Below are 24,911 nucleotides of genomic sequence, written 5' to 3'. Positions count from 1 at the left end.
GCTAAGCATCAACGGCCGAGGGCGGCTTTCCAGTCGTTGAGGAACTGAACGCGCTTCATCTGGTCCATGTATTCCAGAACACCCTCGTCGACGGCGATCGGCTTCAGGCCGCCGCCGACGCGTTCGTTAAGCGTCTTGATGTTGAGGCCGGCGGTCACGTCTTCACGGATCGACGGCAGGCCGCCTTCAGCCAGAAGCGACTGGCCTTCGGACGACAACATGAAGTCGACGAAAAGCTTGGCCGCGTTCGAATGCGGAGCGTCCTTGGTGATCAGCGCCAGACGCGAGAAGGCCGGCGTATAGTCCGTGGCGAAATGCACGCCGAGGTTCGGGCTCTCCTTGACCCAATCGAGCGCGTAAGAGCCGATAATGTTGATGGCGATGACGTTTTCACCCGAAACGACCGTTTCCTTCATGCCGCCGGAGCTGGAATAGATCTTGGCGCCATCGTCGCCCATGGCCTTAGCAAGATCCCAGAAATCCGGCCGGTTGCGTGCGTCGTTGGAGTGGTGCAGGAAGCCGGAGCCGCTCTTTTCAGGATCGAACGTGGCAACCTTGCCCTGAAGCTCGGTCTTGTTGCTCTTCAGGAACGTGATCATGTCGCCATAGGTCTTCGGAAGCTTGTCTTCGGAAAGCGCCTTGGTGTTGTAGATCACGCCGATCGGTTCGACCGTGGTGGCGTAGAGCGTGTTCTTGTAGTTGGCCCAGCTCGGAAGATTGCCGGCTTCAGGTGAAGCGTATTCGGCCGCATAGCCATCCTGAACCAGCGTCATCTGCAGGTCCATCGCCGAACTCCAGACGATGTCGGCGGTGGTCTGGCTGGCGGCGGCCTCCGAGATCACCTGGTTATAGGCGCCGTTCGTCCCGAGATCGTTATAGGCGATCTTGATCCCGTACTTCTTGGTAAAGGCATCCTGTAGCTTCTGCGACTGGGCAGCATCGGTCGAGGTGTAGATCGAAACGGTGCCCTCCTGTTTCGCCTTGGCGATGAGTTCCGCATAATCTGCTGGATAGCCCGCGGGTACTTCCTGCGCGTGCGCCGAAAATGCCGTCATGACCGCGGTGACCGCAACGGCCGCAAGGCGGCCGGAAACATACTTGTTCATCTTCTCTTCTCCCAAAAGACGCCCGGCTCCAAATCTCCTCCGGGCAGTTCTGCGAGGGCCGTTGCCGCCCTCGCGTCTCCATGTCCACACTTTGGCTTTTAATTATCCAAAGTACAAAGCTCGATCAGGCTCTCGCAAGCTTCCGATCACCCTCACCACTGCGAACAGCACGTGCCACGAGCGAACCAAAAGCATCCGTGCCGGTGCTGCCGCCGAGGTCGCGCGTCCGCGCGTCGGGGTTCGCGAGAACCTCGTCGACCGCCCGCTCGATCTCCGCGCCCGCCGCTTCAAATTGTGGCAGACCGCGCTGCTCGCCGAGCCAGCTGAGCATCATGGCTGCGGACAGGATTAGCGAAGTCGGGTTGGCGACGTTCTGGTTCTGGATATCGGGGGCAGAGCCGTGCTGCGCCTGGGCACAGACAAGACCTGTCTCGGCATTGGCGTTGATCGAACCGGCCAAGCCGAGACTACCCGAGAGCTCGCTGGCGAGATCCGAAAGAATGTCCGAGTAGAAATTTGTCGCGACGATCACGTCAAACCGCGAGGGGTCGCGAACCAGATGGGCAGCCATCGCGTCGATGATGAATTCGTTGAGCGTGACCTCGGGGTATTCGGCGGCGACCTTGCGTACCTGCTGAAGGAACAGGCCGTCCGTAAGGATAAAGTTGTTGGCTTTGTGGACCGCAGTCACCTTCTTGTTGCGCTTCATGGCGAGCAGGAAGGCCTGTCGCGCTATGCGCTCGCAGGCAGAGGCGGTGATTTTGCGCACGGAAAGCGCCACGTCCGGCGTCGGCATGAACTCTCCCGTACCGGCATACATGTTGCGATCGGGATAAAAGCCTTCCGTCGCCTCGCGCATAATGACGAGGTCCATCTTCTTGGCGTCGTTCAAGAACGGACGGGAGCGCGCCGGACGCACATTCGCGTAGAGGTCCAGCTTGACGCGGAAGCCTGCCGAGACGTTCACGCCACCCTTGTCGCGGGCCGGATAATCCATGTGGGACTGGGGGCCCAAGATAATGCCATCAAAAGTGCGGGCACGATCCAGCGTCTCGTCGCGAAGCGTCGAGCCGAATTTTTCCAGGCTCGCGAAACCGGTGTCTTCGAAATTGTACTCGAGGCCGAGATCGAAAGCCGCGTCGGCTGCCTTCAGGACCTCCATGGTTGCCGCAGTGATCTCCGGACCGATTCCATCACACGGCGTCACGAATATTTTCATCAGCTAATCTCCCATGAGGCGACGAGCGAAGTCGCCGCTCTACGTCACCGGCGAATTATTGGCTTTTTAAATCTGAAAATGCAATCTCTATTTTTCGAGATTGTCTTTTTCATGCGCTTGGTGCGACCAGGACCAGGTAATCGGCGACTTCTTCGACAGCGCGCCCCCAAGGTGCCGACGCATAGCGTAGGAAGCCTCGACGACCTCGCCGCGCTCAAGAAGATCAAGGATTTCGAGGTGTTCCTGGCATTGCCGTACCGTACGGCTACGATCGACGCGGGATCGATATTCGAGGAGGCGTCGCATGCGGTTTACCCGCACTAGCGAGATGTGGAAGAAGGGATTGTTTGACATCTTGATGAGCTCTTCGTGGAAAAGCGCGCCATTGTGCAGAAGGCGCTCCGCCGGTAGTCGCTCGATGTCCGTCTCAAGCATGCGCATCTGGATGCGCCGTTGCTCATCGATGATCTTTCGATCGAGGCTGAACTCCGGCTCAAGCATGGCGGCCGGCTCGATCAGCATGCGAAAACGATAGATCTGCTCGAAGGCTTCCGGTGTTTTTGCGACCGGCAGGAAGCGCCAGCCATAACCCTGCTTGCGCTCAGCCCATCCTTCACGGGTCGCGCGCATCAGCACGTCGTTAACCTGGGACTTGGTCAGTTCGTAGCGCTCGCGCAGCGTCTGCTCCGTGACCTCCGCCGGGATACGGTCGGTTAGCCAGTCTTCGGCAAGGCGCTGGTAGTCGTTCGCAACTTCGAACGGCTCGGCGTCTTCACGGACCCGCTCGGCGATGGCACCTGGCGGTTCTTTCACAAAGAAGCCGCGGTTCTCCTTCTGCTCCAGCAGCCCCTGCCCGGCTAGGATCTCCATCGCCTCGCGGACCGGTGAACGGGAAACGCCGAAACGATCGGCCAATTGTTGCGTCTTTACATGGTCGCCGACAGTGAGCTCTCCCGATGTCACAAGCAGGCTGATTTCGTTGGCGATGGTCTGGGCCAATTGGCTGGAACGCATGTCGATATTCCCCGGATTCGGAAAGCTTTGCCGGGTCCAACGATATTTCACCCCACCGCCAAAGGGAACTGACATCCCTTCTTTTTGCATATTTCGCCAACGAAAAAGCCAAAGGAAGGCGGTCCATTGATTGACTTTGCTGCTATTTTGGCTTTTTAGTTATCAAAAAGCAATATAGGAGCAATCGACATGGTGCTGCGCATTCCTTCGGAACACGGAACGCTGAACGCAATTGACCTGCGCACCGCTTTTGGTCCTGACTTCGAATGCCTGCCCTGGGTTCTGCGTAATCTCCTTGAAAACGTAGCGCGCAAGGATGTGGCTCGGTTATCCGCCACCGTTTCGGCCCTCAAGGCCTGGCTTTTGACCGGCACGAGCGAGGCAGAAATCGCATTTCACCCCTCCCGTGTCCTCATGCACGATACGACGTGTGTGCCGGCTCTCGTTGATATTGCCGCCATGCGGGACGCGGTCGCGGATGCTGGTGGCGATCCGAGCGAATTGAGCCCCGTTCTCCCGGTCGACGTCTCCGTCGATCACAGCGTTGCCGTCGATCGCTACGGCCAGCCTGATGCCCGCCGTTTCAACATGCAACGGGAAATGGACAGAAACAGCGAGCGCTACCGCCTGATGAAGTGGGCAACCCAGGCTCTACCGGGTGTCAAGGTGCACGCCCCAGGTACCGGCATCATGCACACGATCAACCTCGAGCAACTCGCAAAGGTGATTTCCATCGAGGAACGCGATGGAGAAAAATGGGCCGTACCCGACACGCTGATCGGCACGGACAGCCACACGCCGATGATCAACGGCATCGGCGTATTGGCTTGGGGCGTCGGGGGTCTTGAGGCCGAAAGCGTCTTTTTTGGGTTTCCTGTGACGCTACGCATTCCCGATGTGGTCGGCGTGCGGTTGATGGGACGGCTCGCACCAGGCGTTCTGTCAACCGATCTCGCGCTGGAAGTGACCCACCTGCTGCGGCGTCACGGAATATCAGGGGAATTTGTCGAATTCTTCGGCGAGGGTGTTTCGACGCTTTCGGCCGGAGACCGCGCCGTCGTCGCCAATATGGCACCGGAATACGGCGCCTCGACGGGTTACTTCCCTATAGACGAACAAACCCTTTCCTATCTCGCCCAGACGGGTCGCTCTCCGTCCCATTGCCAACTCGTCCGCGACGCGGCGAAGATGCTCGGCCTCTGGTTCGAGCCTGCCGTTTCGCCGCGCTATACCGGCGTGATCGAGCTCGACCTTGCGGCGGTCGAACCCTTGATGGCCGGTCCACGCCGCCCGCAGGACAAGCTGCCATTGGCCGATGCCCTAGGTGCACTTGAGACCGCATGCGGCCGGCCCTTGGAGCAAGGCAAACCCGGCATACCGGACGGCGCAATCGCGATCGCCGCCATCACGAGCTGCACCAACACGTCGGATCAACGGCTGTTGGTCGCGGCGGGCCTGGTTGCCCGCAATGCGAACCGGTTGGGTCTGCGCCCACCCTACTGGGTCAAGACATCGCTGGCACCCGGCTCGCCATCGGCCGAGCGTTTCTTGAGGCGCAGTGGATTGCTTGCTGATCTTGAGGCCGTCGGGTTCGACATCGTGGGGCACGGGTGCACGACCTGCATCGGAAACTCTGGTCCGCTTCAGGGCGATATGGCTGAAGCAATCGCCGGCGGCACGATCGCGGCAGCACTGCTTTCCGGTAATCGCAACTTTCCTGGCCGCGTGCATCCAAGGCTCCAGTTCGGCTTCCTGGCATCGCCGCCTCATGTTGTGGCTCTGTCGTTGATCGGAAGGTTCATTCCAAACCCCATGAAGTGGGAAATCGCCCGGAGCCCGGAGCAGACAGCCATTCATCTCGGTGATTTGATGCCTGGCAGTGACGAGATCGACGCTGTTCTCAAGCAGCATTCCGACGCACAAGATTTTCCCCAGGCTTTCCTGGATGCGGAACGAAATGATGCCTGGCGCGCGCTGGCCGCTCCGAAGTCGCCGACGTTTCCGTGGAACGAAGCCTCAACCTACATCCGCCGGCCACCCTTTGCTGCTGTGGAGACAGCCAATCGCCTCGGAAACTACAGGGCACATCCCTTGCTCGTGTTGGGGGACGACATGACGACGGACCATATCTCGCCCGCGGGCCAGATTAGCGCTTCGAGCTTCGCCGGCCGCCACCTCGTGGCCGCTGGCGACCCTGCGGACGATCTTAACGTCTACGCCGCACGTCGCGGTAATTGGAAAGCAATGGTGCGCGGCCTCTTTGACAATCGTACAGCCGCCAACCACCTCCTTGGCGGAAGGCCTGCATCGATGACCATCCACGCGCCTACAGGAGAGGAAGCGCCGCTGTGGGAGACGGCGGAGCGCTACCGATTGGAGCACCGGTCCGTCGTTATCATTGCAGGGCAACGCTATGGCGCTGGATCGTCGCGAGACTGGGCCGCAAAAGGCATCGGGCTACTCGGCGTTCGCGCCGTGATCGCCTTGAGTTTTGAGCGGATTCATCGAACAAACCTCATTGGCATGGGCATCCTTCCTATTCTTCTGCAGGAGGAGGAAGTGCCGCGGATAACAGCCACCGATCTCCTGGAAGTCAACGCGACGACCATTTCTCCGCGCGGACCCGTGCCACTGGTCTTGAGACGTGTTTCAGGTGAATGCCTGCGATTGACGGCCCGAGCAGCCGTGGAGACGGGGCAAGAAGTAGAGAGCCTCCTAGCAGGCGGCATGATCCCCCAAATTCTGGGTCGCCACTTCAAGCAACGCGGCTGAAGCAGCAACCACCACGGTGTCGGAGAGCATCGAAGCGACCCGACACGTTCTGGCAAGCGGGCGCCTCGCTGGTCAGTAGTACGGCGACACACATTCCTGGCGCGGCCCATAATAGGGTTGGAAGGAGTTGTCGTAGGCACGGTACGAACGATAGCGGTCATAGCACCATTCGACATGCGACGACGGCGCGTTGGAATAGACCTGCCGAGGCGGTGAGGCGATTGCGCCACCGATGATCACTCCTGTCCCGAATGCGGCCAGGGGATACCACCATCCATCACTGTGGCGACGGTACCCGTCGCGGCGGTACCGGTAACCCTCATAGCCATTGTAATGGCCGTATCGTGGAGCTGCATTGTAGCGGTTGCTGCCGTAGCGGTAGCCGTCGTAGCCGCGCTTGTGCGGCGGTCCGCCGTAATGGCCTGGCTTATGATGGATCAAATCGACCGGCTGGGAGGTCTGCCCAGTGGAAACAGCGAACATCGGAACCGCCTGCGCCGAGACCGCCGATAGCGCCGTGCCGGCGGCCAAGAGTACTGCACCTATTTTCTTCATAAATTTCCCACCTACAGAGTCCTAGCGATCGGCATTCGACCTCCAACGGGTCAAATGGGCTCGGCACCACGCAGGTGCCACCGATCATCAACAGATCGAATCCCTCTGACCAAGTTAGTTACCGCGAGAGGTTCCGCCATAGGACCTCAGTCTTATGGCGGCCGGCAAAGGTCTTATGTGCTCGGCAAGCGCATCGGTTGGCGCGGCAAAAAAGGCGTCGCATTGGCTCATTCCGGAGCGAGCCCGGCCGCCGTGAAGGAGCATTTATCGATCACCAAACGGCTGTCGCTCAGTTCTCAAAAAAGAAGAGTGGCGGGACGCGCTAAATCGGCCCCCGACCACAAGTTACGGACGATCTCTCATTCAGCGCTTGAAGAGACCTCGCGCAGCCACTCGATGAACAGCCGTCCGCTTTCCTTTTTCGGTCTTCTCGCCGGCACCACGACAAAATATGCCGCCCTGGTGCGAATGGAGGCTTCGGTAAGGCGGACCAAACGAGTTTGCCGAATAAGGTCGGAGACAAGGCGGTTCCAACCGAGCGCAATGCCTTGCCCGTTCATCGCCGCATAAATGGCTTCCGTATAGAAGCTGCATCGCAGGCCGCGGGCGCGTTTCGGCGCCTTTACGGAAAATGCTGCAAGCCATTCATCCCAGCCCGTCCATGTCGGGTCATCAATATCGCTCGTAATCAGCGGATGATTGATGAGGTCTCCCGGCGTGCGGATCGGATCCGCCGTGGCCAGATAATCTGCACTGCAAATCGGGAAAACCTCGTCCTCGAACAAGAACTCCGCCTGGCCGTCCGGCCAGGTACCGGTCCCGTAGCGGATCGCCAGGTCCACATCGCTAGCCTCGATACTCGTTCGAGCATCCTGTGTGATGATGCGAAGCTTGATTTCGGGGTAGGCTCGAGAAAACGCAGCGATCCTTGGCAGCAGCCAGAAATGTGAAAAGGAGATGGTCGCTGCAATTGCCAGCTCGTCATCTGCTCCCTCCGACCGAAGATCCGCAACGGTGTCGGCAATAAGATTGAACGCGTCGCCCGCCGCTGCGTAAAGCAGCCGGCCTTTATCAGTCAGTTCGATCTTGCGATGAAGCCGCCGAAACAAGGGGAACCCAAAGTCCTCTTCGAGCAAATGGATCTGTCTGCTTATAGCCGCCTGCGTCACGCCGAGTTCCGTCGCGGCCCGTGTGAAGCTCGACAATCGAGCCGCTGCCTCAAAGGCCGTCAGCGCGGTGAGCGGGGGGAGTTTCTTCCTCAGATTGACCATCTTGGATCCATTACATTTGGTAATGTGAAACGCGCATATTTGTGCCGTTGAGCGACTGCCGCGCCTGAGCGATCCTCTTTGTGGAGCCCCTCGAGCTTCCGATCGGAACATAAGGTGGAATTATGCTGCAGACATTTTCTTCTCCCATATCATCGCTGCTTGATGCAAGAGCGGAGGGCCATTCGCTTCCCGCCGGTCTCTACACGCGAGAGGATGTCTTCGAGGCGGATCTGGAGGTCTTTTTCCGCCGGCACTGGATCTGCATTGGGCTTGAATGCGATGTACCGGAGCCGGGCGATGCAACCGTCGTCGATATTGGCAAGACCAGCCTCATCCTCCTGCGCGACGATGACGGCGGGATCCGCGTCATGCACAATGTCTGCCGCCACCGAGGCGCCCGACTGCTCGATCCAGGCAAGACGATCGTTTCGAAGCTTGTCTGTCCCTACCACACCTGGACCTATGAGCTTTCCGGTGAACTGAGCTATGCGCCCCATATGGGCAAGAGCTTCGACAAGGAATGCCGCAGCCTCAAGCCCGTGATCTTCAAGTCGGTTGGCGGCCTTGTTTATGTCTGCCTTTCGAACGATCCGCCCGAAGATATTGAGCGTCTCGTCGGGGTCATGGCAGAACGGCTTGCTCCCTACGATATCGCCAACGCCAAGGTCGCGTATGAATCCGATGTCATCGAACAAGGCAACTGGAAGCTCACGATCGAGAACAACCGTGAATGCTACCACTGTTCCGCCAACCATCCCGAGCTCTGCGTCTCCTTCGTCGACCTCGATTTCGGCTTCGATCCGGACGCTTTGAGCCCGGAAGATCGCGCCCAGGCGGAGGAGCATTTTTCGCTGTATGAGGAGCGCACCAGGCGGTGGGAGGCAGATGGCTACCCCTCCGCGGCGGTCGAGCAACTGGTGGACTGCACCACCAACTTTCGGACGCAACGGCTGATCATTTCGGGGGCGGGCGAATCCCAGACGCCCGACGCGACCGCTGCCTCGGCAAAGCTGCTCGGCACGATGTCGCGCAAGGATCTCGGCGACATGCATCTCTGGGGTCACAACAGCTGGAACCACTTCATGGGCGACCACGCCGTCGTTTCGATCGTCATTCCGCTATCGGCCGACAAGACGCTCGTGCGGACGAAATGGCTTGTGCACAAGGATGCCGTCGAGGGGGTCGACTACGAACTCGAAAAGCTCACCAACGTCTGGATCGCCACAACCGAGCAGGACGCCGAACTGGTCGCCCGCTCCCACGCCGGCGTCGAAGATCCCGCTTACGTGCCGGGTCCCTACTCGCCCTTCTCCGAAACAAACCTCGACAAATTCGCGTCGTGGTACATCGATCGGATGCGCGCCCATGGATACTAAGAGCAACTTTTCTTCCGCCGGGCGTCTCGAGCCGAGCGATATCTGGAGCCGCGACGCGGACGAGGACCTGGTCTGCATCGATGTCCATCAGGAAACACACGACGTGAAGACCTTTACCTTTGCGTCCACCGAAGGCAAACGTTTTGCCTTCGAAGCCGGTCAGTATTTCCTGTTCGACCTCGATATCGAGGGCGAGCCGGAAAGCCGCTGCTACAGCATCTCGTCCTCGCCGAAGCGCAGCAATGCGTTCTCGGTGACCGTCAAGCGCGTCGTCGACGGCAAGATCTCGAACTGGCTTCACGATCGGCTCACGGTCAACGCCAAGGTCAAGGCGAACGGTCCCCTCGGCCAGTTCATTCGCCCTAACGGTCGGAAGTACCTTTTTCTGTCGGGAGGGTCGGGGATCACACCGGTCATGGCGATGGTTCGCGAATTGGCCGATACATGCGAGCCTGTCGACGTCGTCTTCATGCACGCGGCGCGAACCCCGAAGGACCTCATCTTCCGCGACGAACTCGCGTCACTCGCCAACCGGATGAAGGGCCTGCGCTTGCAGTTTCTGCCGGAAGTCGTTACCGGCGAAACCAACTGGCATGGCCTGACGGGACGCATATCGGCTGCTTACTTGCAGCTTGCTGTTCCCGATATCGCCGAACGCATTGTCATGTGCTGCGGCCCTGCCCCGTTCATGGCGGCAGCGCGCACGATCGCTGCCGAACTCGGCGTTCCGCAATCCAACTACATCGAGGAGAGCTTCGATGCGGCCGTGATCGACACCCCGGATATTCCTATCGTCGATCAGCCGGCGACCCGAACGTTCCAGGTCGAGTTCTCCAAACAGGGCCGCAAGATCGAAATCGGGGGCGAGCAGACCGTGCTTTCCTGCGCAAAGAAAGCGGGCGTAAAACTCGCCTCATCGTGTTCGAACGGCGTCTGCGGCACGTGCAAGTCCAAGCTCGTATCGGGTTCGGTCGAGATGAACCACAATGGCGGGATAAGGCAACGAGAGATCGATGCTGGGCTTTTCCTTCCTTGCTGTTCGAAGCCGCTCAGTGATCTCGTCGTCGATCGCTAGGCTTGGCCTAGCGATCGACATAGCGGACAGTCAGCGGTCTGACTATTAGGCAGGAAGCGCGCCGCTCTTCTTGGCCGCCCAGGTGGCGAGAACGTCCATCAGGACTGGGTTGAGACAGTCATAGGGTTCGAGGCCCAGTTCGCGCAGCCGCGCGCGCATGCTGTCCATTCCGGCCGGGTCATAGCCGCTCTCGATGATCGACGATACGAAGGCGGCAAAACCCGGTTTTGCCCAGCCTGCCTCCTGGAAGCGCTCAGGATGAACGAAGGAAAGCCCCTTGAACGCGTGGTCACGCTCGACCGGGCCGTACATGTGTACGCCGCAATCCTTGCACGCATGGCGCTGGATCAGCGCCGCCGGGTCCACGACCGCAAGCTTGTTGCCGTTTTCCAGCACCTCGACGTTGGCCGTCGGTGCGACGGCAACGACCGAAAACACCGCACCTTCGGGTTTCCAGCACTTTGTGCAGCCGCAAGCATGGTTGTGGGCGATATCACCCTTGACGCGCACTTTCACGGGATTGCTCGCGCAGTTGCAGACCAGCGTGCCGCCGGAAAAGGCAGCGTCCGTCGCCTTGAACCCGCTGTCGAGGGATGGATGGATCGCAATGCTTGGCATGGGCTTCTCCTCCTTCTGGCCGGCGCACAATGCCCGGCTGCTTGTTGGCGCCGCCGGCTAGATCACGCTGCGGCGCAAAAAGTGCATTTGCAGTCTGGAAACGGTCCTCAACCCGCGCTCAGTATAACACCACGCTGCGGATGCTCTCGCCCGAATGCATCAGTTCGAAACCCTTGTTGATGTCTTCGAGCGGCATCGTATGGGTGATCATTGGGTCGATCTCGATCTTGCCTTCCATGTACCAGTCGACGATCTTCGGCACGTCGGTGCGGCCGCGCGCGCCGCCAAAGGCGGTGCCCATCCAGCTGCGGCCGGTGACGAGCTGGAATGGCCGGGTAGAGATCTCCTGGCCCGCGCCGGCAACGCCGATGACCACCGACTTGCCCCAGCCGCGATGCGAGGCCTCGAGCGCCTGGCGCATCACCTTGGTGTTGCCGGTGCAGTCGAAGGTGTAGTCGGCGCCGCCGATCTGGTCGGCTCCGCGCTTGGTCATGTTGACGAGGTAAGGCACGATGTCGTCGCCGACCTCCTTCGGGTTGACGAAGTGGGTCATGCCGAAGCGTTCGCCCCAGGCCTTCTTGTCGTTGTTGAGGTCGACACCGATGATCATGTCGGCGCCGGCAAGACGCAGGCCCTGAATGACGTTGAGGCCGATGCCGCCGAGACCGAAGACGATCGCAGTCGCACCCATTTCCACCTGTGCCGTGTTGATGACGGCGCCGATGCCGGTCGTCACGCCGCAGCCGATGTAGCAGATCTTGTCGAAGGGGGCGTCCGGGTTGACCTTGGCAACCGCGATCTCCGGCAGCACCGTGTAGTTGGCGAAGGTCGAGCAGCCCATGTAGTGGTGGATCTTGTCCTTGCCGATCGAGAAGCGCGAGGTGCCGTCGGGCATCAGGCCTTGGCCTTGCGTCGAGCGGATCGCGGTGCACAGATTGGTCTTGCGCGACAGACACGACGGGCAGGAGCGGCACTCGGGCGTGTAGAGCGGGATGACGTGGTCGCCCTTCTTCACCGAGGTCACGCCCGGGCCGACGTCGACGACGATGCCGGCGCCTTCATGGCCGAGGATCGCAGGGAACAGGCCTTCCGGATCGGCGCCGGACAGGGTGAAATCGTCGGTGTGGCAGATGCCTGTGGCCTTGACCTCGATCAGCACTTCGCCGGCCCGCGGGCCTTCGAGCTGAACCGTCATGACCTCGAGCGGCTTGCCTGCCTGAACGGCAACGGCGGCGCGTACATCCACTGTGGTATCCTTTTCGTTGATGCTTCAATCGCGTGGAAGGGCCAACCGAACCACGGTCAGCCCACCTGGGTTCGGTCGCTTAAAAACGGACCTACGAAGCCTTCTGCAACTCCGGCAGAGCGTCGAAGAGATCGGCAACCAGTCCGTAGTCGGCGACCTGGAAGATCGGCGCCTCTTCGTCCTTGTTGATGGCGACGATGACCTTCGAGTCCTTCATGCCGGCGAGGTGCTGGATGGCACCGGAAATGCCGCAGGCGATGTAGAGATCGGGGGCAACGACCTTGCCGGTCTGGCCGACCTGCCAGTCGTTCGGAGCGTAACCGGCGTCGACCGCAGCGCGCGAAGCGCCGACGGCAGCGCCGAGCTTGTCGGCCACCGGCAGGATCACTTCCTGGAACTTTTCCGACGAGCCGAGCGCACGACCGCCCGAGATGATGATCTTGGCAGACGTCAGCTCCGGGCGGTCGGACGACGACAGCGCGTCGGCGACGAAGGAGGAAACGCCAGGGTTGGCGGCAGCCGAGACGCTCTCGATCGCGGCCGAGCCGCCTTCAGGGGCGGAAGCGAAGGAAGCGGTGCGCACGGTGATGACGCGCTTGGCTTCGGTCGTCTGTACGGTCTGGATGGCGTTGCCGGCATAGATCGGACGTTTGAAGGTGTCGGAAGAGACGACCTCGATGATTTCGGACACCTGGGAAACGTCGAGCAGCGCTGCAACGCGCGGCATGACGTTCTTGCCGACCGAGGTGGCGGCGCTCACGATCGTGTCGTAGCTGCCAGCGAGCGAGACGATCAGGGCAGCGAGCGGCTCGGCAAGGTTGTTGGCAAGCGAGGCGTCGTCGGCAACGAGCACCTTGGAAACGCCTGCAAGCTTGGACGCCTGTTCGGCAGCCTGCTTCGCGCCGGCGCCGGCAACGAGAACATGCACATCGGCTCCAGTCCCACTGGCGATTTTCGAGGCCGCGCTCAGCGCCTTGGCGGTCTGGTCGGAAAGGTGGTTGCTGTCGTGGTCAGCCAGAAGAAGAATGGCCATGATAAAATCTCCCTTCCTTAAATCAGAGGACGCCGGCTTCGACTTTAAGCTTTTCGACGAGCTCGGCGACCGACTTGACCTTGATGCCGGCCTTGCGGCCCGACGGCTCCTCGGTCTTCAGCACCTTGAGGCGGGCGGCGGTGTCGACGCCGAAGTCGGCCGGGGTGTGTCTGTCGAGCGGCTTCTTCTTCGCCTTCATGATGTTCGGCAGCGAGGCGTAGCGCGGCTCGTTCAAACGCAGGTCGGTGGTGACGACGGCCGGCAGCTTGATGTCGATGGTCTGCAGACCGCCGTCGACTTCGCGCGTCACGGTTGCTTTGCCATCGCCGATCTCGACCTTGGAGGCGAAGGTGCCTTGCGCCCAGCCGAGCAGGGCCGACAGCATCTGGCCGGTCTGGTTCGAATCGTCGTCGATTGCCTGCTTGCCGACGATGATCAGGCCCGGCTGTTCAGCCTCGGCCACGCCCTTGACGATCTTGGCGACAGCGAGCGGCTCGACCTGGTCTTCGGTCTCAACCAGGATGGCGCGGTCGGCACCCATGGCAAGCGCCGTGCGCAGCGTCTCTTCGGCCTTGGCCGGACCAACGGAAACGACGACGACTTCCTCAGCCTTGCCGGCTTCCTTCAGCCTGAGCGCCTCTTCGACCGAGATTTCGTCGAACGGGTTCATCGACATCTTCACGTTCGCAAGTTCGACGCCCGAACCGTCTGCCTTCACCCGGATCTTGACGTTGTAGTCAACGACCCGTTTCACCGTCACAAGTATTTTCATGGCAAACCTTTCTCCCGCGCTCGGTCTCGGCCGAACGCCCTTTCGTCAGTGCCTCGGTCGATCAGGCAACAATGCCCAGAATGCAAACAGCGGTTTTTCACCCGACCGCATGGCGTGTCTGACGCCAGGCGGATTGTAGAAGGAACCTCCGATCCCGGGTGAGAACCATTCGGAATCGCCATGCTGAAACTCGCCTTCCGACAGGACGAGGTACGTCTCTTCCGGGGCGTGGTCGTGGTCGGGATAACGCACATACGGCGCCATCAGCGTCGCGCCGAGCCAGAGGTCCCTCCGGTCCTCCAGGCCGCCCGGTCCGGCGATCATCGCATTGGCGTGGCTCACCAAGAAATTTTCGCTGGCCGTATGGTCGTAGACCGAGCGCCACTTCCATTCGAGCATCGGTTCAAGGTCCGAGAAGCGTCTGATTAGCGTATCCAGGGACGATCGGCCGGTTTCTGCAGCCAGCACACTGTCGAGATGTTGGCTGCAGACCGGGAGGCGCTTGCCGATGTCCAGACGTTGCGGTTGCGGCGCTTCAAGCTGGGCAAAAATCTGCATGAGTGACTGGCGCGCCCTCAGATCCTGTGAAAACTGGTTGAACGCGACAAAGGCCGCGTCCAAAAACGCTTGCAAGGCGTCAAACCGCGCCATTCTCAGATGTCCTTGGCAAGACGCAGCGCATCGTAGATGGCCGCATGTGTATTGCGGGCCGCAACGGCATCGCCGATCCGGAAGAGTTGATAGGCGCCCTCCGGGTTGCGTTCGACGGACTGCGGCGTGCCGGCAATAAGCTCGTCGTAGGAGACTTCGCCAAGGTTCCGCGAGCCAGGCTTCAATTCGAAATAGAGGTCGTCCAGCGGGATGGTTCCGTGGTTGACGACGATCTGGTCGAAGGTCTGCTGCTTGGCAACGCCGCCATAGTCACTGCCAACATGGGCGATGATCTGGTTGCCACTCTTTTCAACCGACTCCAGCCGGTACGTGACTGTGAAGGTGACGTCGAGTTTCTGCAGCGAGCGCATGTAAGGAACGAGGTTCATCGCCATGACTTCGGGCGCGAAGGAGCGGTCCGGTGTCATGATTTCCACCTTGGCACCGGCCTTGGCGAGGAACTCGGCAGCCTGGAGGCCCGCATGGTCGCCGGCGTCGTCGAAGATGAGCACGTTGGTTCCAGGCTTCACATCACCGGAGATGATGTCCCAGGAGGAAACGACGAGTTCGTTGCCCTTCGACAGCACCTCTGTGTGCGGCAATCCACCGGTAGCGATAATGACGACATCGGGCTTTTCGGTGAGTACCGTCTCAGCCTCGGCCCAGGTATTGAACCGGAAGGTGACGCCGAGCTTTTCGCACTGGCTCATGCGCCAGTCGATAATGCCGATCATTTCCCGCCGGCGCTCGCTCTGGGCCGTCAGGCGGATTTGACCGCCCGGATTGTTCGCGGCCTCCAAAACAACGACCTCATGACCCCGTTCCGCCGAGACGCGAGCAGCCTCAAGGCCGGCCGGACCGGCACCGACGATGACGACCTTCTTGCGAACGGCAGCCTTCGGGATCCGGTGCGGCATCGTTTCTTCGCGACCGGTCGCCGCATTGTGAATGCAGAAAGCCATGCCACCTTGATAGATGCGGTCGAGACAGTAGTTGGCGCCGACGCAGGGGCGAATATCATCCTCGCGCTTTTCCATGATCTTCCGCACGATATGCGGGTCGGTCATGTGGGCGCGGGTCATACCGATCATGTCGACCTTGCCGGCAGCGATTGCGTGACGAGCCGTCGCCACGTCCTGGATCTTGGCGGCATGAAAGGTTGGAAACTTGGTTGCCGCGCGCACATCGCCGGCAAAATCCAGATGTGGTGCGCTCGCCATCCCCTGAATCGGGATGACATCTGTGAGGCCCGGATCCGTATCGATATGACCGCGGATGACATTCAGATAATCGATGAGGCCGCTTTCCTTGAGACGACGGGAAATCTCCAGGCCTTCGGCCTTTCCTGTCCCGCCGGGAAGACATTCGTCTGCCGTATAGCGAACGCCAAGGATAAAGTCGCTGCCGACCCTTTCGCGCATGGCCCTGAAGACGTCGAAACAAAAGCGCAGGCGGTTATCGAGCGAACCTCCATAAGGACCGTCGAGTTCGTTGGTGAGCGGCGAGGTGAACTGGTCAATAAGATGCCCGTAGGCTTCCAGCTCGACACCATCCATACCGCCCGCCTTCATCCGTTCGGCGGCGTCCGCAAAGTCCTTGATAATGCGCTCGATATCCCAGTCTTCGAGCTTCTTGGGAAAGGCTCGGTGCGCTGCCTCGCGATGATGTGAGGGTGCAACGACCGGGAGCCAATCGCCCTTGTCCCAGCGGGTACGCCTGCCGAGGTGCGTGAGCTGGATCATGATCGCAGCCCCCTCTTCATGCACGGCGTCGGTCATTTGCCGGATCCAAGGCACGATCTCGTCCTTGTATGCGAGCAGGTTGTTGAAGACCGGAGGGCTGTCCTTGGACACTGCCGCCGAGCCGGCGGTCATCGTCAGCGCCACCCCGCCCTTGGCCCGCTCAACGGTATAGGCGCGGTAGCGGTCCTTCGGCATGCCGTCTTCGGGATAGGCAGGCTCGTGAGACGTAACAATGATGCGGTTGCGCAGGGTCAAATGCTTCAACTGAAACGGCTGAAGCAGGGGATCGTTCGACATGCGACGGGCTCCGGTTTATGGGAATTTATCGCAACGGTAAGCGGAAATGTACATAGGTGTCAATAATCAAAAACACCGTGGTTCAGATATTCGACACATATGTACATTTTGCTTGAAACGGCCGTTTGGATTTGTTAGGAGGCAATCATGGAACAGGCGATGACTGACACTGGCTGGCGCGGTTCTCAGGAGGGATGGCTCGAGGCCGCCTATGACTCCCTGCTCGAGTCGGGCGTGGACTCGGTGAAGATCCTGCCGTTGGCCAAACGGCTCAATCTTTCCCGGACCAGCTTCTATTGGTTCTTCAAGGACCGGGAGGAACTGCTGAGTGCCCTCGTCGCGCGCTGGAGGGAGAAGAATACCGGCAATCTGGTCAAACAGTCCGAAGCCTATGCGGAGTCCTTGGCCGAGGCGATGCTGAACGTTTTCGACTGCTGGGTGAACAAGGAACTGTTCGACTCCCAGTTCGAGTTCGCCGTTCGCAGCTGGGCGCTGCAATCGCCCGAGATACAGGCCGAAGTCCATGAGGCCGATCAGGCGAGAATGGAGGCGCTGGGCCGCATGTTCATGCGGTTCGGATATGACGCGGGACCGGCGGACGTTCGCGCACGAACGACCTACCTGGTCCAGATTGGATACATCTCGATGCAGTCCAAGGAGGATCTTGCGCTCCGCATGAAGCGCATTCCGGAATACATCGCGATTTACACCGGACAAACACCACAGCAGAGGGAGCTCGATCGCTTCTTCGCCCGGCATGGCTACAAACCAGAGTGAGAGAAGCATGGAAACGGGCGGGCCTTTGAGGGTTGGCGTAATTGGTGGTGCGGGATGGCTGGGCGGAGCAATCGCCGACGCCATTCTCGACGCCGGCATCGTCGAGCCTCAGAACCTGTCGCTCTCCTATCGCAGCGAGCGCCCCGACCGTTTCAACCGCTCCTTCTGGACATCGGACAATCAGGCACTTGCCGACCGCTCGGACGTCATCGTTCTCTCCGTCCGTCCGGCTGACTGGCTCAGCCTGAACGTTGTCGCCGAGGGCAAGCTTGTCATCTCCGTCATGGCGGGCATCCGCCTCAGCGCCCTTGTTGAGCATCATCGGACGGACCGCGTGGCCCGAACCCTGCCAAATGCGGCGGCCGAAGTCCGCAAGTCCTACACGCCGTGGGTCGCAGCCGCCGGGCTGCAGAACGACGATCGAGACATCATAAGGGCGATCTTCGATGCTTGCGGTTCTCAGGATGAAGTGCATTCAGAAGCGGAAATCGACTATCTGACCGGCCTCACCGGATCCGGGCCTGCCTTTCCGGCGCTGCTCGCCGAAGCGATGATGGCAGACGCCGTCTCGCAAGGACTGGCTCCCGAGATCGCCAAGCGTGCCGTCAATACCCTTATCACGGGTGCCGGTCGGCTGCTTGAGCAGCGTGACGACTGTCCGACCGACATTGTCCAGACCTTCCTCGACTATCGCGGCACCACCGCGGCCGCGATAGAGGAGATGCGCGCGGCCGGATTCGATACCGCCGTCTCACGCGGATTGAGGGCTGCGTTCAGGAAATCGGTTCGCATGGGAGAAGCCTCCTAGCGTCGTTGAGACGGGGTCCGCGGCGCCCCGCCTCAGAAGAAAAGCCGCCAAAAGAGGGAACGATAATGAAAAGCTTGCTTGCATCGACATGCCTGTTCCTTGGGACCGTCGCCGGTTCGTCGCTCGCCAGCGCGGCAGACTGCGGCAGCGTCACCATCGCCAGCATGAACTGGCAAAGTGCCGAGGTCATTTCCAATCTCGACAAGATCATCCTCAATGAAGGTTACGGCTGCAGCGCCGAAATCACCATCGGCGATACCGTACCGACGATCACCTCCATGGCGGAAAAAGGCGAGCCGGATATCGCGCCCGAGGCCTGGATCGATCTGCTTCCCGACGTGGTCAAGAAGGGAACCGAAGAAGGCCGTATCGTAAAGGTCGGGTCTCCGCTGCCCGATGGCGGCGTTCAGGGCTGGTGGATCCCGAAGTATTTCGCCGATGCCCATCCAGACATCAAGAGTATTCCCGATCTCCTGAAGCATCCCGACCTCATCAAGGATCCTGAAGACCCGAGCAAGGGCGCGATCTTCAATGGTCCACAGGGTTGGGGTGGAACGGTCGTGACCGCACAGCTCTACAAGGCCTTCGAAGCAGAGAAGGCCGGCTGGACGCTGGTCGACACCGGCTCGGCAGCAGGCCTCGACGGCTCGATTGCCAAGGCCTATGAGCGCAAGGAAGGCTGGGTCGGCTATTACTGGGCACCGACCGCCCTGCTTGGCAAATACGAGATGGTGCAGCTTGAGGCAGGCGTCCCCTATGACGCAGCCGAGTGGAAGCGTTGCATTACGGTTGCCGAATGCACTGACCCGAAGCCGAGCGCCTGGCCGGTCGATACGATCGTGACACTTGTCGCCAAGCCCTTTTCCGAAAAAGCTGGCCCCGAGGTCATGGAGTACCTCAACAAGCGCTCCTGGAGCAACGAGACAATCGCCAAGTTGATGGCCTGGATGACCGACAACCAGGCGAGCGGCGAGGAAGGTGCAAAGCACTTCCTCGAAGAAAACCCGGATATCTGGAAGAAGTGGGTCTCCCCGGAGGCCGCCGCCAAGATCGAGGCTGCGCTGTAGTCAGCACGGCCGAAAACCCGGTGCGGTGTGCCTTCAGCATATCGCACCGTTCTCGCCGACATAACAACAAGAACGCATCGGCTCTTTCGAGAAGGGGAACCGAATGGACTGGTTTTATCAATTTCCCAGCATGGACGACAACGCGCTTCGAAACCTCAAGAAAGTCATCGACGAAACGTTTCGCGGCTTTACCCGAAACTACGGTGATCTGATCGAGGGCTTCTTCGCGCCGCTCCAGCATTTTCTAATCGCTTCTGAACGGTTCATGACCAAGACGCCCTGGCCGATCATCACGCTCCTCATCCTCGCCATCGCCTGGTCAGCGACCAGAAGCATTCGCATCGCCGCCGGCTGTCTCGTGACGCTGTTGCTCATCGGCTACTTCGACATGTGGGACGATACGATGCGGACGATCTCGATGATCTTCGTCTGCACGATCCTGTCGATCGCGATCGGCCTGCCGATCGGCATTCTCATGTCGCGCTCCGACAGGGTCCAGCGGGTCGTCAACCCGGTGCTCGACGTCATGCAGACCATGCCAAGCTTCGTCTACCTGATCCCCGTCGTCATGCTGCTCGGCATTGGCAAGGTGCCGGGCCTGATCGCCGTCGTCATCTACGCGATCCCGCCGATGATCCGGCTCACCAATCTCGGCATTCGCCTGGTCGACAAGGACGTACTGGAGGCGGCCGATGCCTTCGGCGCCGACAACCGGCAGAAGCTCTTCAAGGTGCAGCTCCCGCTTGCGCTGCCGACCATCATGGCAGGGATCAACCAGACGATCATGATGGCGCTTGCCATGGTCGTCATCGCCTCGATGATCGGTGTTCAGGGTCTTGGCCAACCCGTACTGAAGGCGATCGCCAACCAGTACTTCACGCTCGGTATCTTCAATGGTCTTGCGATCGTCGGCATCGCCATCATGTTCGACCGGGTCAGCCAGGCCTATGGCGAACGATTGCAGAAGCACCGGGAGGTGGTCCATGGCTGAGCACGCTTTCGGCGGCATCGCAATCCGCCATCTCTATAAGATCTTCGGACCGAATGCCGGGGCTCATGTCGAGGCGGTTAAGAACGGCCTCACCAAGACCGAACTGAACGAGCGTCACGGGCACGTGCTCGGCCTTCGCGACATCAACATCGAGATGCCGTCGGGCTCGATCCAGGTGATCATGGGGCTTTCCGGCTCGGGCAAGTCGACGCTCATCCGGCATATCAACCGGCTGATCGATCCGACGGCCGGCGAAGTTCTCGTCGACGGCGTCGATGTGGCGAAGATGCCAGAGGCGGAACTGCGCGAGTTCCGCCGCCACCAGACCGCCATGGTGTTCCAGAAGTTCGCGCTGCTTCCGCATCGAAGCGTGCTCGACAACACGATCTTCGGCCTTGAAATCCAGGGCGTAGCGCGCGCACAAAGCATCGATACTGCCATGCGCTGGCTGGAACGGGTTGGACTTAAGGGCTTCGAGCACAAGTATCCCAATCAGCTCTCCGGCGGCATGCAGCAGCGCGTCGGGCTCGCCCGCGCGCTTGCCAACGACGCACCGGTGCTTTTGATGGATGAGGCCTATTCAGCCCTCGATCCTCTCATCCGCACGGACATGCAGACGGTGCTTCTGGACCTGCAGAAGGAGATTAAAAAGACGATCGTCTTCATCACCCACGACCTCGACGAAGCGCTGAGGCTCGGTGACCAGATTGCCATTTTGCGCGACGGCGAGGTCATCCAGCAGGGCACGAGCCAGGATATCGTGCTGAGGCCTGCCGACGACTATGTCGCCAATTTCGTCAAGGAGGTGAACCGGGGCCGCGTTGTCCATGTGGAGGCGATCATGGCACCGCTTGGTGCAACTGCAGCCGACAGTGGGCAACGGATTGCCGCCGATCTCACAATCGAAGAAGCGGTCCGTACGCTCGCCTCTGCACCCGAAGGTGATATCACCGTCGTCGATCCGTCCGGAATGCCTCTCGGCACTGTCACCTTCCGCCAGCTCGCGGGCGCCATGGTCAATGCGCACGAGACGAACGATCGCGCAATGGCAATCGCGGCCAACGCGGCGTAAGCGCGGATCGGCCGGCGAATGCCATTCCTCCGTGCGGCCGGTCCTCCGCCCGGAAAAGCGCCAAGGGTGGCTCCTCCCTCATTCCATTCCAGTCCCGACCCCTCCCCGCCAGGAGTTGCGCCATGTCCAAGAAATTTCCTCGGCTGTTTTCCCCTCTCAAACTGCGGTCCCACACGCTGAAGAACAGGATCGTGTTCGGCGCGCACACGGCGAACATGGCGGTCGAGGGTCTGCCGACCGAACGACATACCGCCTATTACCGGGAACGAGCGATCGGCGGCGCCGCGATGATCGTCGTCGAACCCATGCCCGTCCATGCCGCAGCCGTTTTAACTCGCGGCAATTTTCGCCACTCCGATGACAGTGTCATCCCCCATTTCAAGAAGGTGGTCGAGGCGATCAAAGGGCATGGAGCCATAGCGATCCAGCAGCTCTATCACGTCGGAGCGCATGGGGATTCCGACAATTCGTTCCATCCGCATTGGTCGCCTTCGGGCGGGCCGAGCTATCATGACAGCGACGGCTCGCATCCGATGACCGAAGCGGAAATCCTGGAAACGATCGATGGCTTCGTTGCGGCGGCACGTCGCTGTCGGGACGCCGGCTTTGACGGCGTCGAAGTATGGGCTGCCTATCTCGGTTTGGTCGACCAATTCTGGACGCCATGGTGCAATCGGCGCGACGATCAGTGGGGCGGTTCGCTTGAAAACCGCACGCGGATGTCTCGGGAAATCCTGACGCGGATCAGGGACGTCTGCGGGCCGGATTTCATTGTCGGCCTTGCCGTCAGTGACGAACCGGACGTGAAGGTTGCGCTTCAACGCGACGAGCTTGCCGAAATCATCCGCCTGCACGACGAACTGGGCCTTATCGATTATGTCACCTGCGGCTCTGGCGGCTACCTCGATTTCTACAAGCTGATGCCCACGTTCCTCTATCCGGAAAAACTTGGCGCCGATCTCGCTTCAGTCCTGAGGAGTGTCGTCAAGAACGCGCTTGTGATCGCCGAAAGCCACATCCGCACCCCCGAAAACGCCGAAACGGTGCTCGGCCAGGGAGCAGCCGACCTCGTTTCGATCGTGCGCGGGCAGATCGCTGATCCGCATCTTGCAAAGAAGGCGGCCGAAGATCGCCCGGAGGACATTCGCGGCTGCATCTCGTGCAATCAGATGTGCTGGGGACGCCGGTCGCGCGACTACTGGATCAGCTGTCTGATCAACCCGTCCGTCGGCCGCGAGGCCGAATGGAACGGCGACCGCTTTTTGAAGACCAGCGATCCCCAGCGCGTGCTGGTCATCGGTGGCGGCCCAGCCGGACTGGAGGCCGCCCGGGTGGCCGCCGAGCGTGGCCACGAAGTCGCGCTCGCCGAGGCGTCGAACCGGCTCGGCGGTAACTTCCTGCTCGCAGGCATGCAGCCACGAAGGGCCCAGATCCTCGATCTCATCGCCTGGTATGAGCGCCAGCTCGAAAAACTCGGTGTAGAGGTTCGCCTCAACTCCTATGTCGAGGCCGAGGACATCGATCCTTCCGAGTTCGGGCGTGTCATCGTCGCCACCGGCTCCTATTCGCCGGAGACGGTGTTCCAGAAAGCGCTGCCGGCGGTCGAGGCGATGCCGGGCCTGGCGAAGGGTAACGTCTTCACAGTCGAAGCCGTCATGGCGCGGCAGGCAAGGCCGGGCAAGCGCGTTCTGCTTTTGGATGAAGGCGGCGGCTGGCGCGGCTGCGGCACCGCCTGGAAGCTCGCCGAGGAGGGCCACGAGGTGGCGCTCCTGACGCCCGACCCGTTCGTCGGCAAGGAGCTGCAGCGAACCGCAGCCGACGTTCCGATGCGGCAGGCGCTCAGGAAACTCGGCGTCACATGGATCGTCGAAGCCAGCGTCATCGAATGGCACGGCAACGGCGCGACCATCGTCGACCACACCACGGGAGAGTGTCGCTTCATCGACGCGGATGCCTTGGTGACGGCCACCACGAATGCCCCGGCCGACTGGCTGATGCCGGGGCTCGCCGAACGCGGTATCGCTACGCGCCAGATCGGCGATTGCGCCGCACCGCGGCAGGCACCCTATGCGTTTTATGAGGGTAGGAAAGCGGGACTGGAGATCTGAGATGGAAGAGGTCGAACTCAACCAGAGGCAAGCAGAAGATCTGGCGATGAGAGCTTGCCTTGGTGCCGGCGCCAATCCGGCGAGCGCCCGATCGCTCGTGGACGCAACAGTGTCGGCCGCCCGCTTCGGCCCGAGCGCGGTCGGGTTTCCGCACCTCGTCGATTATCTGAACAGTTTTCGCGAGGGGCGCATCAATTGCGATCCCACGCCGGCCGCCACGCGCCCCTTCCCCGCTCACATCACCTGCGATGCCGACCGAGGCATCGCGCAGCTCGGTTTCGACCTTGCCTTCCGCGATTTCGTGGATGCTGCCCGCAACTTCGGGATCGCGCTCTTCACCCAGAAGAACAGCTATACAACGGGCGAGCTCGGCTACTACGTGCGCAGGCTCGCGCTGGAAGGCCTGAGCGGTCTTGCGGCGACCAACGCGAATGCCATGGTCGTAGCGAAGGCAGGAGGACCGGCTGTCTACAGCACGAACCCCATCGCCTTCGGATTTCCGCTCGGCGCCAACGCGCCGCCACTCATCGTCGACCAATCGTCAAGCGCGACTGCCTACGTCAACATTGCCGCCGCCGCCGCCGAGGGGCGAGAAATCCCGGAAGGATGGGCGGTCGACAACGAAGGCGCCGATACCCGGGACGCCGAAAAGGCACTCTTAGGCGCGCTGCTACCCTTCGGTGGCCGCAAGGGTGCGAACGTCGCGCTCCTCGTCGAAATGCTGTCGGCCGGACTTTCCGGTGGCTCCTGGTCGCTGGACGCATCAAGCTTCAGAACGGGCGATACCTCGCCCGCCGTGGGTTTGACGGTGATTGCGATGATGCCGGGCCCGCCAGGGAGCGACCACATCGCCCGCGCCCACCAACAGGTCCGGCGGCTCAAGGAACTTGGTGTCTACGTTCCAGGCGTTAGCGGCAGGCCTCGCTCGATTGACCAGCCATTTCGCGTGTCGCGCGCTGTCTTCGACGTCATTGGTCGCTTCGCGTCCAAGTGGGATCAATCGACTGGCGCACGAACGTAAGAATACCTGCCGTCTCAGATACGCTACACGCCGAGAGAAATCGCCATCCCTTCCTGGGCGGCCTACACCGCCATGTTCTTGCGCGACAGATCGAGGTGAGCGCGAACCAACGCCTCAGCTCGGTCAGGATCGTGGTCCGCAATTGCATCGATCATTTCGTCGTGCCGGCGTGACGCTTCGTGCAACTCTACCAACATGATGCCATATCCGAACGGCAACCTGTTTGAGCCATGGACAGCCGTGTCCGGTCATGACGCAGGCGACCGCAGAATTCATCGGTGCAACGGCACTCGAAGCGCCAACGCTCTAGCGAGGGCGAC

General features: G+C 60.7%; 22 protein-coding genes. 10 read left to right on the top strand and 12 right to left on the bottom strand.

The window, feature by feature from the left end; translation table 11 throughout:
* Nucleotides 1–8: 8 nt before the first annotated feature.
* From AC3WVQ_RS31140 to AC3WVQ_RS31130, 3 genes are all read right to left on the bottom strand, one after another.
* Nucleotides 9–1,106, bottom strand: coding sequence for an ABC transporter substrate-binding protein (locus AC3WVQ_RS31140; RefSeq protein ID WP_060610012.1), 1,098 nt, complete (start codon nt 1,104–1,106; stop codon nt 9–11).
* Between the two features lie 124 nt (nt 1,107–1,230).
* Complete coding sequence (locus AC3WVQ_RS31135; protein ID WP_492383434.1) at nt 1,231–2,325, bottom strand: isocitrate/isopropylmalate dehydrogenase family protein; 1,095 nt, start codon at nt 2,323–2,325, stop codon at nt 1,231–1,233.
* Nucleotides 2,326–2,412: 87 nt separating this feature from the next.
* Complete coding sequence (locus tag AC3WVQ_RS31130) at nt 2,413–3,429, bottom strand: GntR family transcriptional regulator (protein ID WP_244497247.1); 1,017 nt, start codon at nt 3,427–3,429, stop codon at nt 2,413–2,415.
* A gap of 99 nt (nt 3,430–3,528) precedes the next feature.
* Here AC3WVQ_RS31130 and acnA point away from each other — a divergent pair, with 99 nt between their 5' ends.
* Nucleotides 3,529–6,111, top strand: coding sequence for an aconitate hydratase AcnA (gene acnA, locus AC3WVQ_RS31125; RefSeq protein ID WP_060610007.1), 2,583 nt, complete (start codon nt 3,529–3,531; stop codon nt 6,109–6,111).
* Nucleotides 6,112–6,183: 72 nt separating this feature from the next.
* Here acnA and AC3WVQ_RS31120 read toward each other — a convergent pair whose 3' ends face one another.
* Both AC3WVQ_RS31120 and AC3WVQ_RS31115 read right to left on the bottom strand, forming a co-directional pair.
* Entirely contained in the window at nt 6,184–6,666 is a 483-nt protein-coding gene (locus tag AC3WVQ_RS31120) for a BA14K family protein (protein WP_060610004.1), read from the bottom strand.
* 359 nt (nt 6,667–7,025) lie between these two features.
* Complete coding sequence (locus AC3WVQ_RS31115) at nt 7,026–7,937, bottom strand: LysR substrate-binding domain-containing protein (RefSeq protein WP_034801943.1); 912 nt, start codon at nt 7,935–7,937, stop codon at nt 7,026–7,028.
* A 122-nt stretch (nt 7,938–8,059) separates the two neighbouring features.
* On the opposite strand from AC3WVQ_RS31115, the gene AC3WVQ_RS31110 reads away from it, so the two are divergent.
* Together AC3WVQ_RS31110 and AC3WVQ_RS31105 are read left to right on the top strand one after the other, a co-directional pair.
* Complete coding sequence (locus tag AC3WVQ_RS31110; protein ID WP_034801946.1) at nt 8,060–9,313, top strand: aromatic ring-hydroxylating oxygenase subunit alpha; 1,254 nt, start codon at nt 8,060–8,062, stop codon at nt 9,311–9,313.
* Nucleotides 9,303–10,388, top strand: coding sequence for an FAD-binding oxidoreductase (locus AC3WVQ_RS31105; protein WP_192444530.1), 1,086 nt, complete (start codon nt 9,303–9,305; stop codon nt 10,386–10,388). Before AC3WVQ_RS31110 ends, AC3WVQ_RS31105 begins: the two co-directional genes overlap by 11 nt.
* A gap of 45 nt (nt 10,389–10,433) precedes the next feature.
* On the opposite strand, the gene gfa is transcribed toward AC3WVQ_RS31105, so the two are convergent.
* The 6 genes from gfa to AC3WVQ_RS31075 form a co-directional block, all read right to left on the bottom strand.
* Nucleotides 10,434–11,006, bottom strand: coding sequence for an S-(hydroxymethyl)glutathione synthase (gene gfa, locus AC3WVQ_RS31100; protein ID WP_060609992.1), 573 nt, complete (start codon nt 11,004–11,006; stop codon nt 10,434–10,436).
* Nucleotides 11,007–11,124: 118 nt separating this feature from the next.
* Nucleotides 11,125–12,252, bottom strand: coding sequence for an S-(hydroxymethyl)glutathione dehydrogenase/class III alcohol dehydrogenase (locus AC3WVQ_RS31095; protein ID WP_077961485.1), 1,128 nt, complete (start codon nt 12,250–12,252; stop codon nt 11,125–11,127).
* 91 nt (nt 12,253–12,343) lie between these two features.
* Nucleotides 12,344–13,285 carry an electron transfer flavoprotein subunit alpha/FixB family protein gene (locus tag AC3WVQ_RS31090; protein ID WP_192444531.1) on the bottom strand — a complete coding sequence of 314 codons (942 nt, stop codon included), beginning with the start codon at nt 13,283–13,285 and terminating at the stop codon, nt 12,344–12,346.
* A 22-nt stretch (nt 13,286–13,307) separates the two neighbouring features.
* Nucleotides 13,308–14,057, bottom strand: a complete 750-nt coding sequence (locus tag AC3WVQ_RS31085; protein ID WP_192340531.1) for an electron transfer flavoprotein subunit beta/FixA family protein — start codon at nt 14,055–14,057, stop codon at nt 13,308–13,310.
* A gap of 45 nt (nt 14,058–14,102) precedes the next feature.
* Complete coding sequence (locus tag AC3WVQ_RS31080; RefSeq protein WP_060607854.1) at nt 14,103–14,708, bottom strand: dimethylsulfonioproprionate lyase family protein; 606 nt, start codon at nt 14,706–14,708, stop codon at nt 14,103–14,105.
* A gap of 2 nt (nt 14,709–14,710) precedes the next feature.
* Nucleotides 14,711–16,747: an NADH:flavin oxidoreductase gene (locus tag AC3WVQ_RS31075; RefSeq protein WP_060607857.1), complete on the bottom strand. Its 2,037-nt coding sequence runs from the start codon at nt 16,745–16,747 to the stop codon at nt 14,711–14,713.
* A 147-nt stretch (nt 16,748–16,894) separates the two neighbouring features.
* Here AC3WVQ_RS31075 and AC3WVQ_RS31070 point away from each other — a divergent pair, with 147 nt between their 5' ends.
* The 7 genes from AC3WVQ_RS31070 to AC3WVQ_RS31040 all read left to right on the top strand — a co-directional run bounded on the left by AC3WVQ_RS31070 (nt 16,895) and on the right by AC3WVQ_RS31040 (nt 24,591).
* Entirely contained in the window at nt 16,895–17,524 is a 630-nt protein-coding gene (locus AC3WVQ_RS31070; RefSeq protein ID WP_034799984.1) for a TetR/AcrR family transcriptional regulator, read from the top strand.
* Between the two features lie 7 nt (nt 17,525–17,531).
* Nucleotides 17,532–18,332: a pyrroline-5-carboxylate reductase family protein gene (locus AC3WVQ_RS31065; RefSeq protein ID WP_034799983.1), complete on the top strand. Its 801-nt coding sequence runs from the start codon at nt 17,532–17,534 to the stop codon at nt 18,330–18,332.
* A gap of 65 nt (nt 18,333–18,397) precedes the next feature.
* The gene (locus AC3WVQ_RS31060; RefSeq protein ID WP_060519180.1) at nt 18,398–19,399 is read left to right on the top strand and encodes an ABC transporter substrate-binding protein; all 1,002 of its coding nucleotides are present in this window, start codon (nt 18,398–18,400) and stop codon (nt 19,397–19,399) included.
* 103 nt (nt 19,400–19,502) lie between these two features.
* Nucleotides 19,503–20,390, top strand: coding sequence for an ABC transporter permease (locus AC3WVQ_RS31055; protein WP_060519178.1), 888 nt, complete (start codon nt 19,503–19,505; stop codon nt 20,388–20,390).
* The gene (locus AC3WVQ_RS31050) at nt 20,383–21,462 is read left to right on the top strand and encodes a quaternary amine ABC transporter ATP-binding protein (RefSeq protein ID WP_060607859.1); all 1,080 of its coding nucleotides are present in this window, start codon (nt 20,383–20,385) and stop codon (nt 21,460–21,462) included. Before AC3WVQ_RS31055 ends, AC3WVQ_RS31050 begins: the two co-directional genes overlap by 8 nt.
* Nucleotides 21,463–21,584: 122 nt before the next feature.
* Nucleotides 21,585–23,570 (top strand): oxidoreductase, encoded by a 1,986-nt coding sequence (locus tag AC3WVQ_RS31045; protein ID WP_192357281.1) that lies wholly within the window; start codon nt 21,585–21,587, stop codon nt 23,568–23,570.
* A gap of 1 nt (nt 23,571) precedes the next feature.
* A complete protein-coding gene (locus AC3WVQ_RS31040; RefSeq protein WP_192357283.1) occupies nt 23,572–24,591 on the top strand; it encodes an Ldh family oxidoreductase in 1,020 nt (339 codons plus the stop codon).
* Nucleotides 24,592–24,653: 62 nt separating this feature from the next.
* Here AC3WVQ_RS31040 and AC3WVQ_RS31035 read toward each other — a convergent pair whose 3' ends face one another.
* Nucleotides 24,654–24,788, bottom strand: coding sequence for an FCD domain-containing protein (locus AC3WVQ_RS31035; protein ID WP_083523726.1), 135 nt, complete (start codon nt 24,786–24,788; stop codon nt 24,654–24,656).
* Nucleotides 24,789–24,911 lie beyond the last annotated feature (123 nt).

Source organism: Ensifer sp. EB106-05-01-XG146 (genome assembly GCF_058791875.1).
Note: the sequence above shows the minus strand (reverse complement) of the source record. Positions and strands in the feature narration are given on the sequence as shown.

Coding starts and splice junctions, on each gene's coding strand:
- AC3WVQ_RS31135 (WP_492383434.1), bottom strand. CDS start 2,325: ATGAAAATATTCGTGACGCCGTGTGATGGAATCGGTCCGGAGATCACT.
- AC3WVQ_RS31080 (WP_060607854.1), bottom strand. CDS start 14,708: ATGGCGCGGTTTGACGCCTTGCAAGCGTTTTTGGACGCGGCCTTTGTC.
- AC3WVQ_RS31040 (WP_192357283.1), top strand. CDS start 23,572: ATGGAAGAGGTCGAACTCAACCAGAGGCAAGCAGAAGATCTGGCGATG.
- AC3WVQ_RS31090 (WP_192444531.1), bottom strand. CDS start 13,285: ATGGCCATTCTTCTTCTGGCTGACCACGACAGCAACCACCTTTCCGAC.
- AC3WVQ_RS31060 (WP_060519180.1), top strand. CDS start 18,398: ATGAAAAGCTTGCTTGCATCGACATGCCTGTTCCTTGGGACCGTCGCC.
- AC3WVQ_RS31065 (WP_034799983.1), top strand. CDS start 17,532: ATGGAAACGGGCGGGCCTTTGAGGGTTGGCGTAATTGGTGGTGCGGGA.
- AC3WVQ_RS31075 (WP_060607857.1), bottom strand. CDS start 16,747: ATGTCGAACGATCCCCTGCTTCAGCCGTTTCAGTTGAAGCATTTGACC.
- AC3WVQ_RS31070 (WP_034799984.1), top strand. CDS start 16,895: ATGGAACAGGCGATGACTGACACTGGCTGGCGCGGTTCTCAGGAGGGA.
- gfa (WP_060609992.1), bottom strand. CDS start 11,006: ATGCCAAGCATTGCGATCCATCCATCCCTCGACAGCGGGTTCAAGGCG.
- acnA (WP_060610007.1), top strand. CDS start 3,529: ATGGTGCTGCGCATTCCTTCGGAACACGGAACGCTGAACGCAATTGAC.
- AC3WVQ_RS31045 (WP_192357281.1), top strand. CDS start 21,585: ATGTCCAAGAAATTTCCTCGGCTGTTTTCCCCTCTCAAACTGCGGTCC.
- AC3WVQ_RS31115 (WP_034801943.1), bottom strand. CDS start 7,937: ATGGTCAATCTGAGGAAGAAACTCCCCCCGCTCACCGCGCTGACGGCC.
- AC3WVQ_RS31110 (WP_034801946.1), top strand. CDS start 8,060: ATGCTGCAGACATTTTCTTCTCCCATATCATCGCTGCTTGATGCAAGA.
- AC3WVQ_RS31140 (WP_060610012.1), bottom strand. CDS start 1,106: ATGAACAAGTATGTTTCCGGCCGCCTTGCGGCCGTTGCGGTCACCGCG.
- AC3WVQ_RS31035 (WP_083523726.1), bottom strand. CDS start 24,788: ATGTTGGTAGAGTTGCACGAAGCGTCACGCCGGCACGACGAAATGATC.
- AC3WVQ_RS31085 (WP_192340531.1), bottom strand. CDS start 14,057: ATGAAAATACTTGTGACGGTGAAACGGGTCGTTGACTACAACGTCAAG.
- AC3WVQ_RS31055 (WP_060519178.1), top strand. CDS start 19,503: ATGGACTGGTTTTATCAATTTCCCAGCATGGACGACAACGCGCTTCGA.
- AC3WVQ_RS31130 (WP_244497247.1), bottom strand. CDS start 3,429: ATGCAAAAAGAAGGGATGTCAGTTCCCTTTGGCGGTGGGGTGAAATAT.
- AC3WVQ_RS31050 (WP_060607859.1), top strand. CDS start 20,383: ATGGCTGAGCACGCTTTCGGCGGCATCGCAATCCGCCATCTCTATAAG.
- AC3WVQ_RS31105 (WP_192444530.1), top strand. CDS start 9,303: ATGGATACTAAGAGCAACTTTTCTTCCGCCGGGCGTCTCGAGCCGAGC.
- AC3WVQ_RS31120 (WP_060610004.1), bottom strand. CDS start 6,666: ATGAAGAAAATAGGTGCAGTACTCTTGGCCGCCGGCACGGCGCTATCG.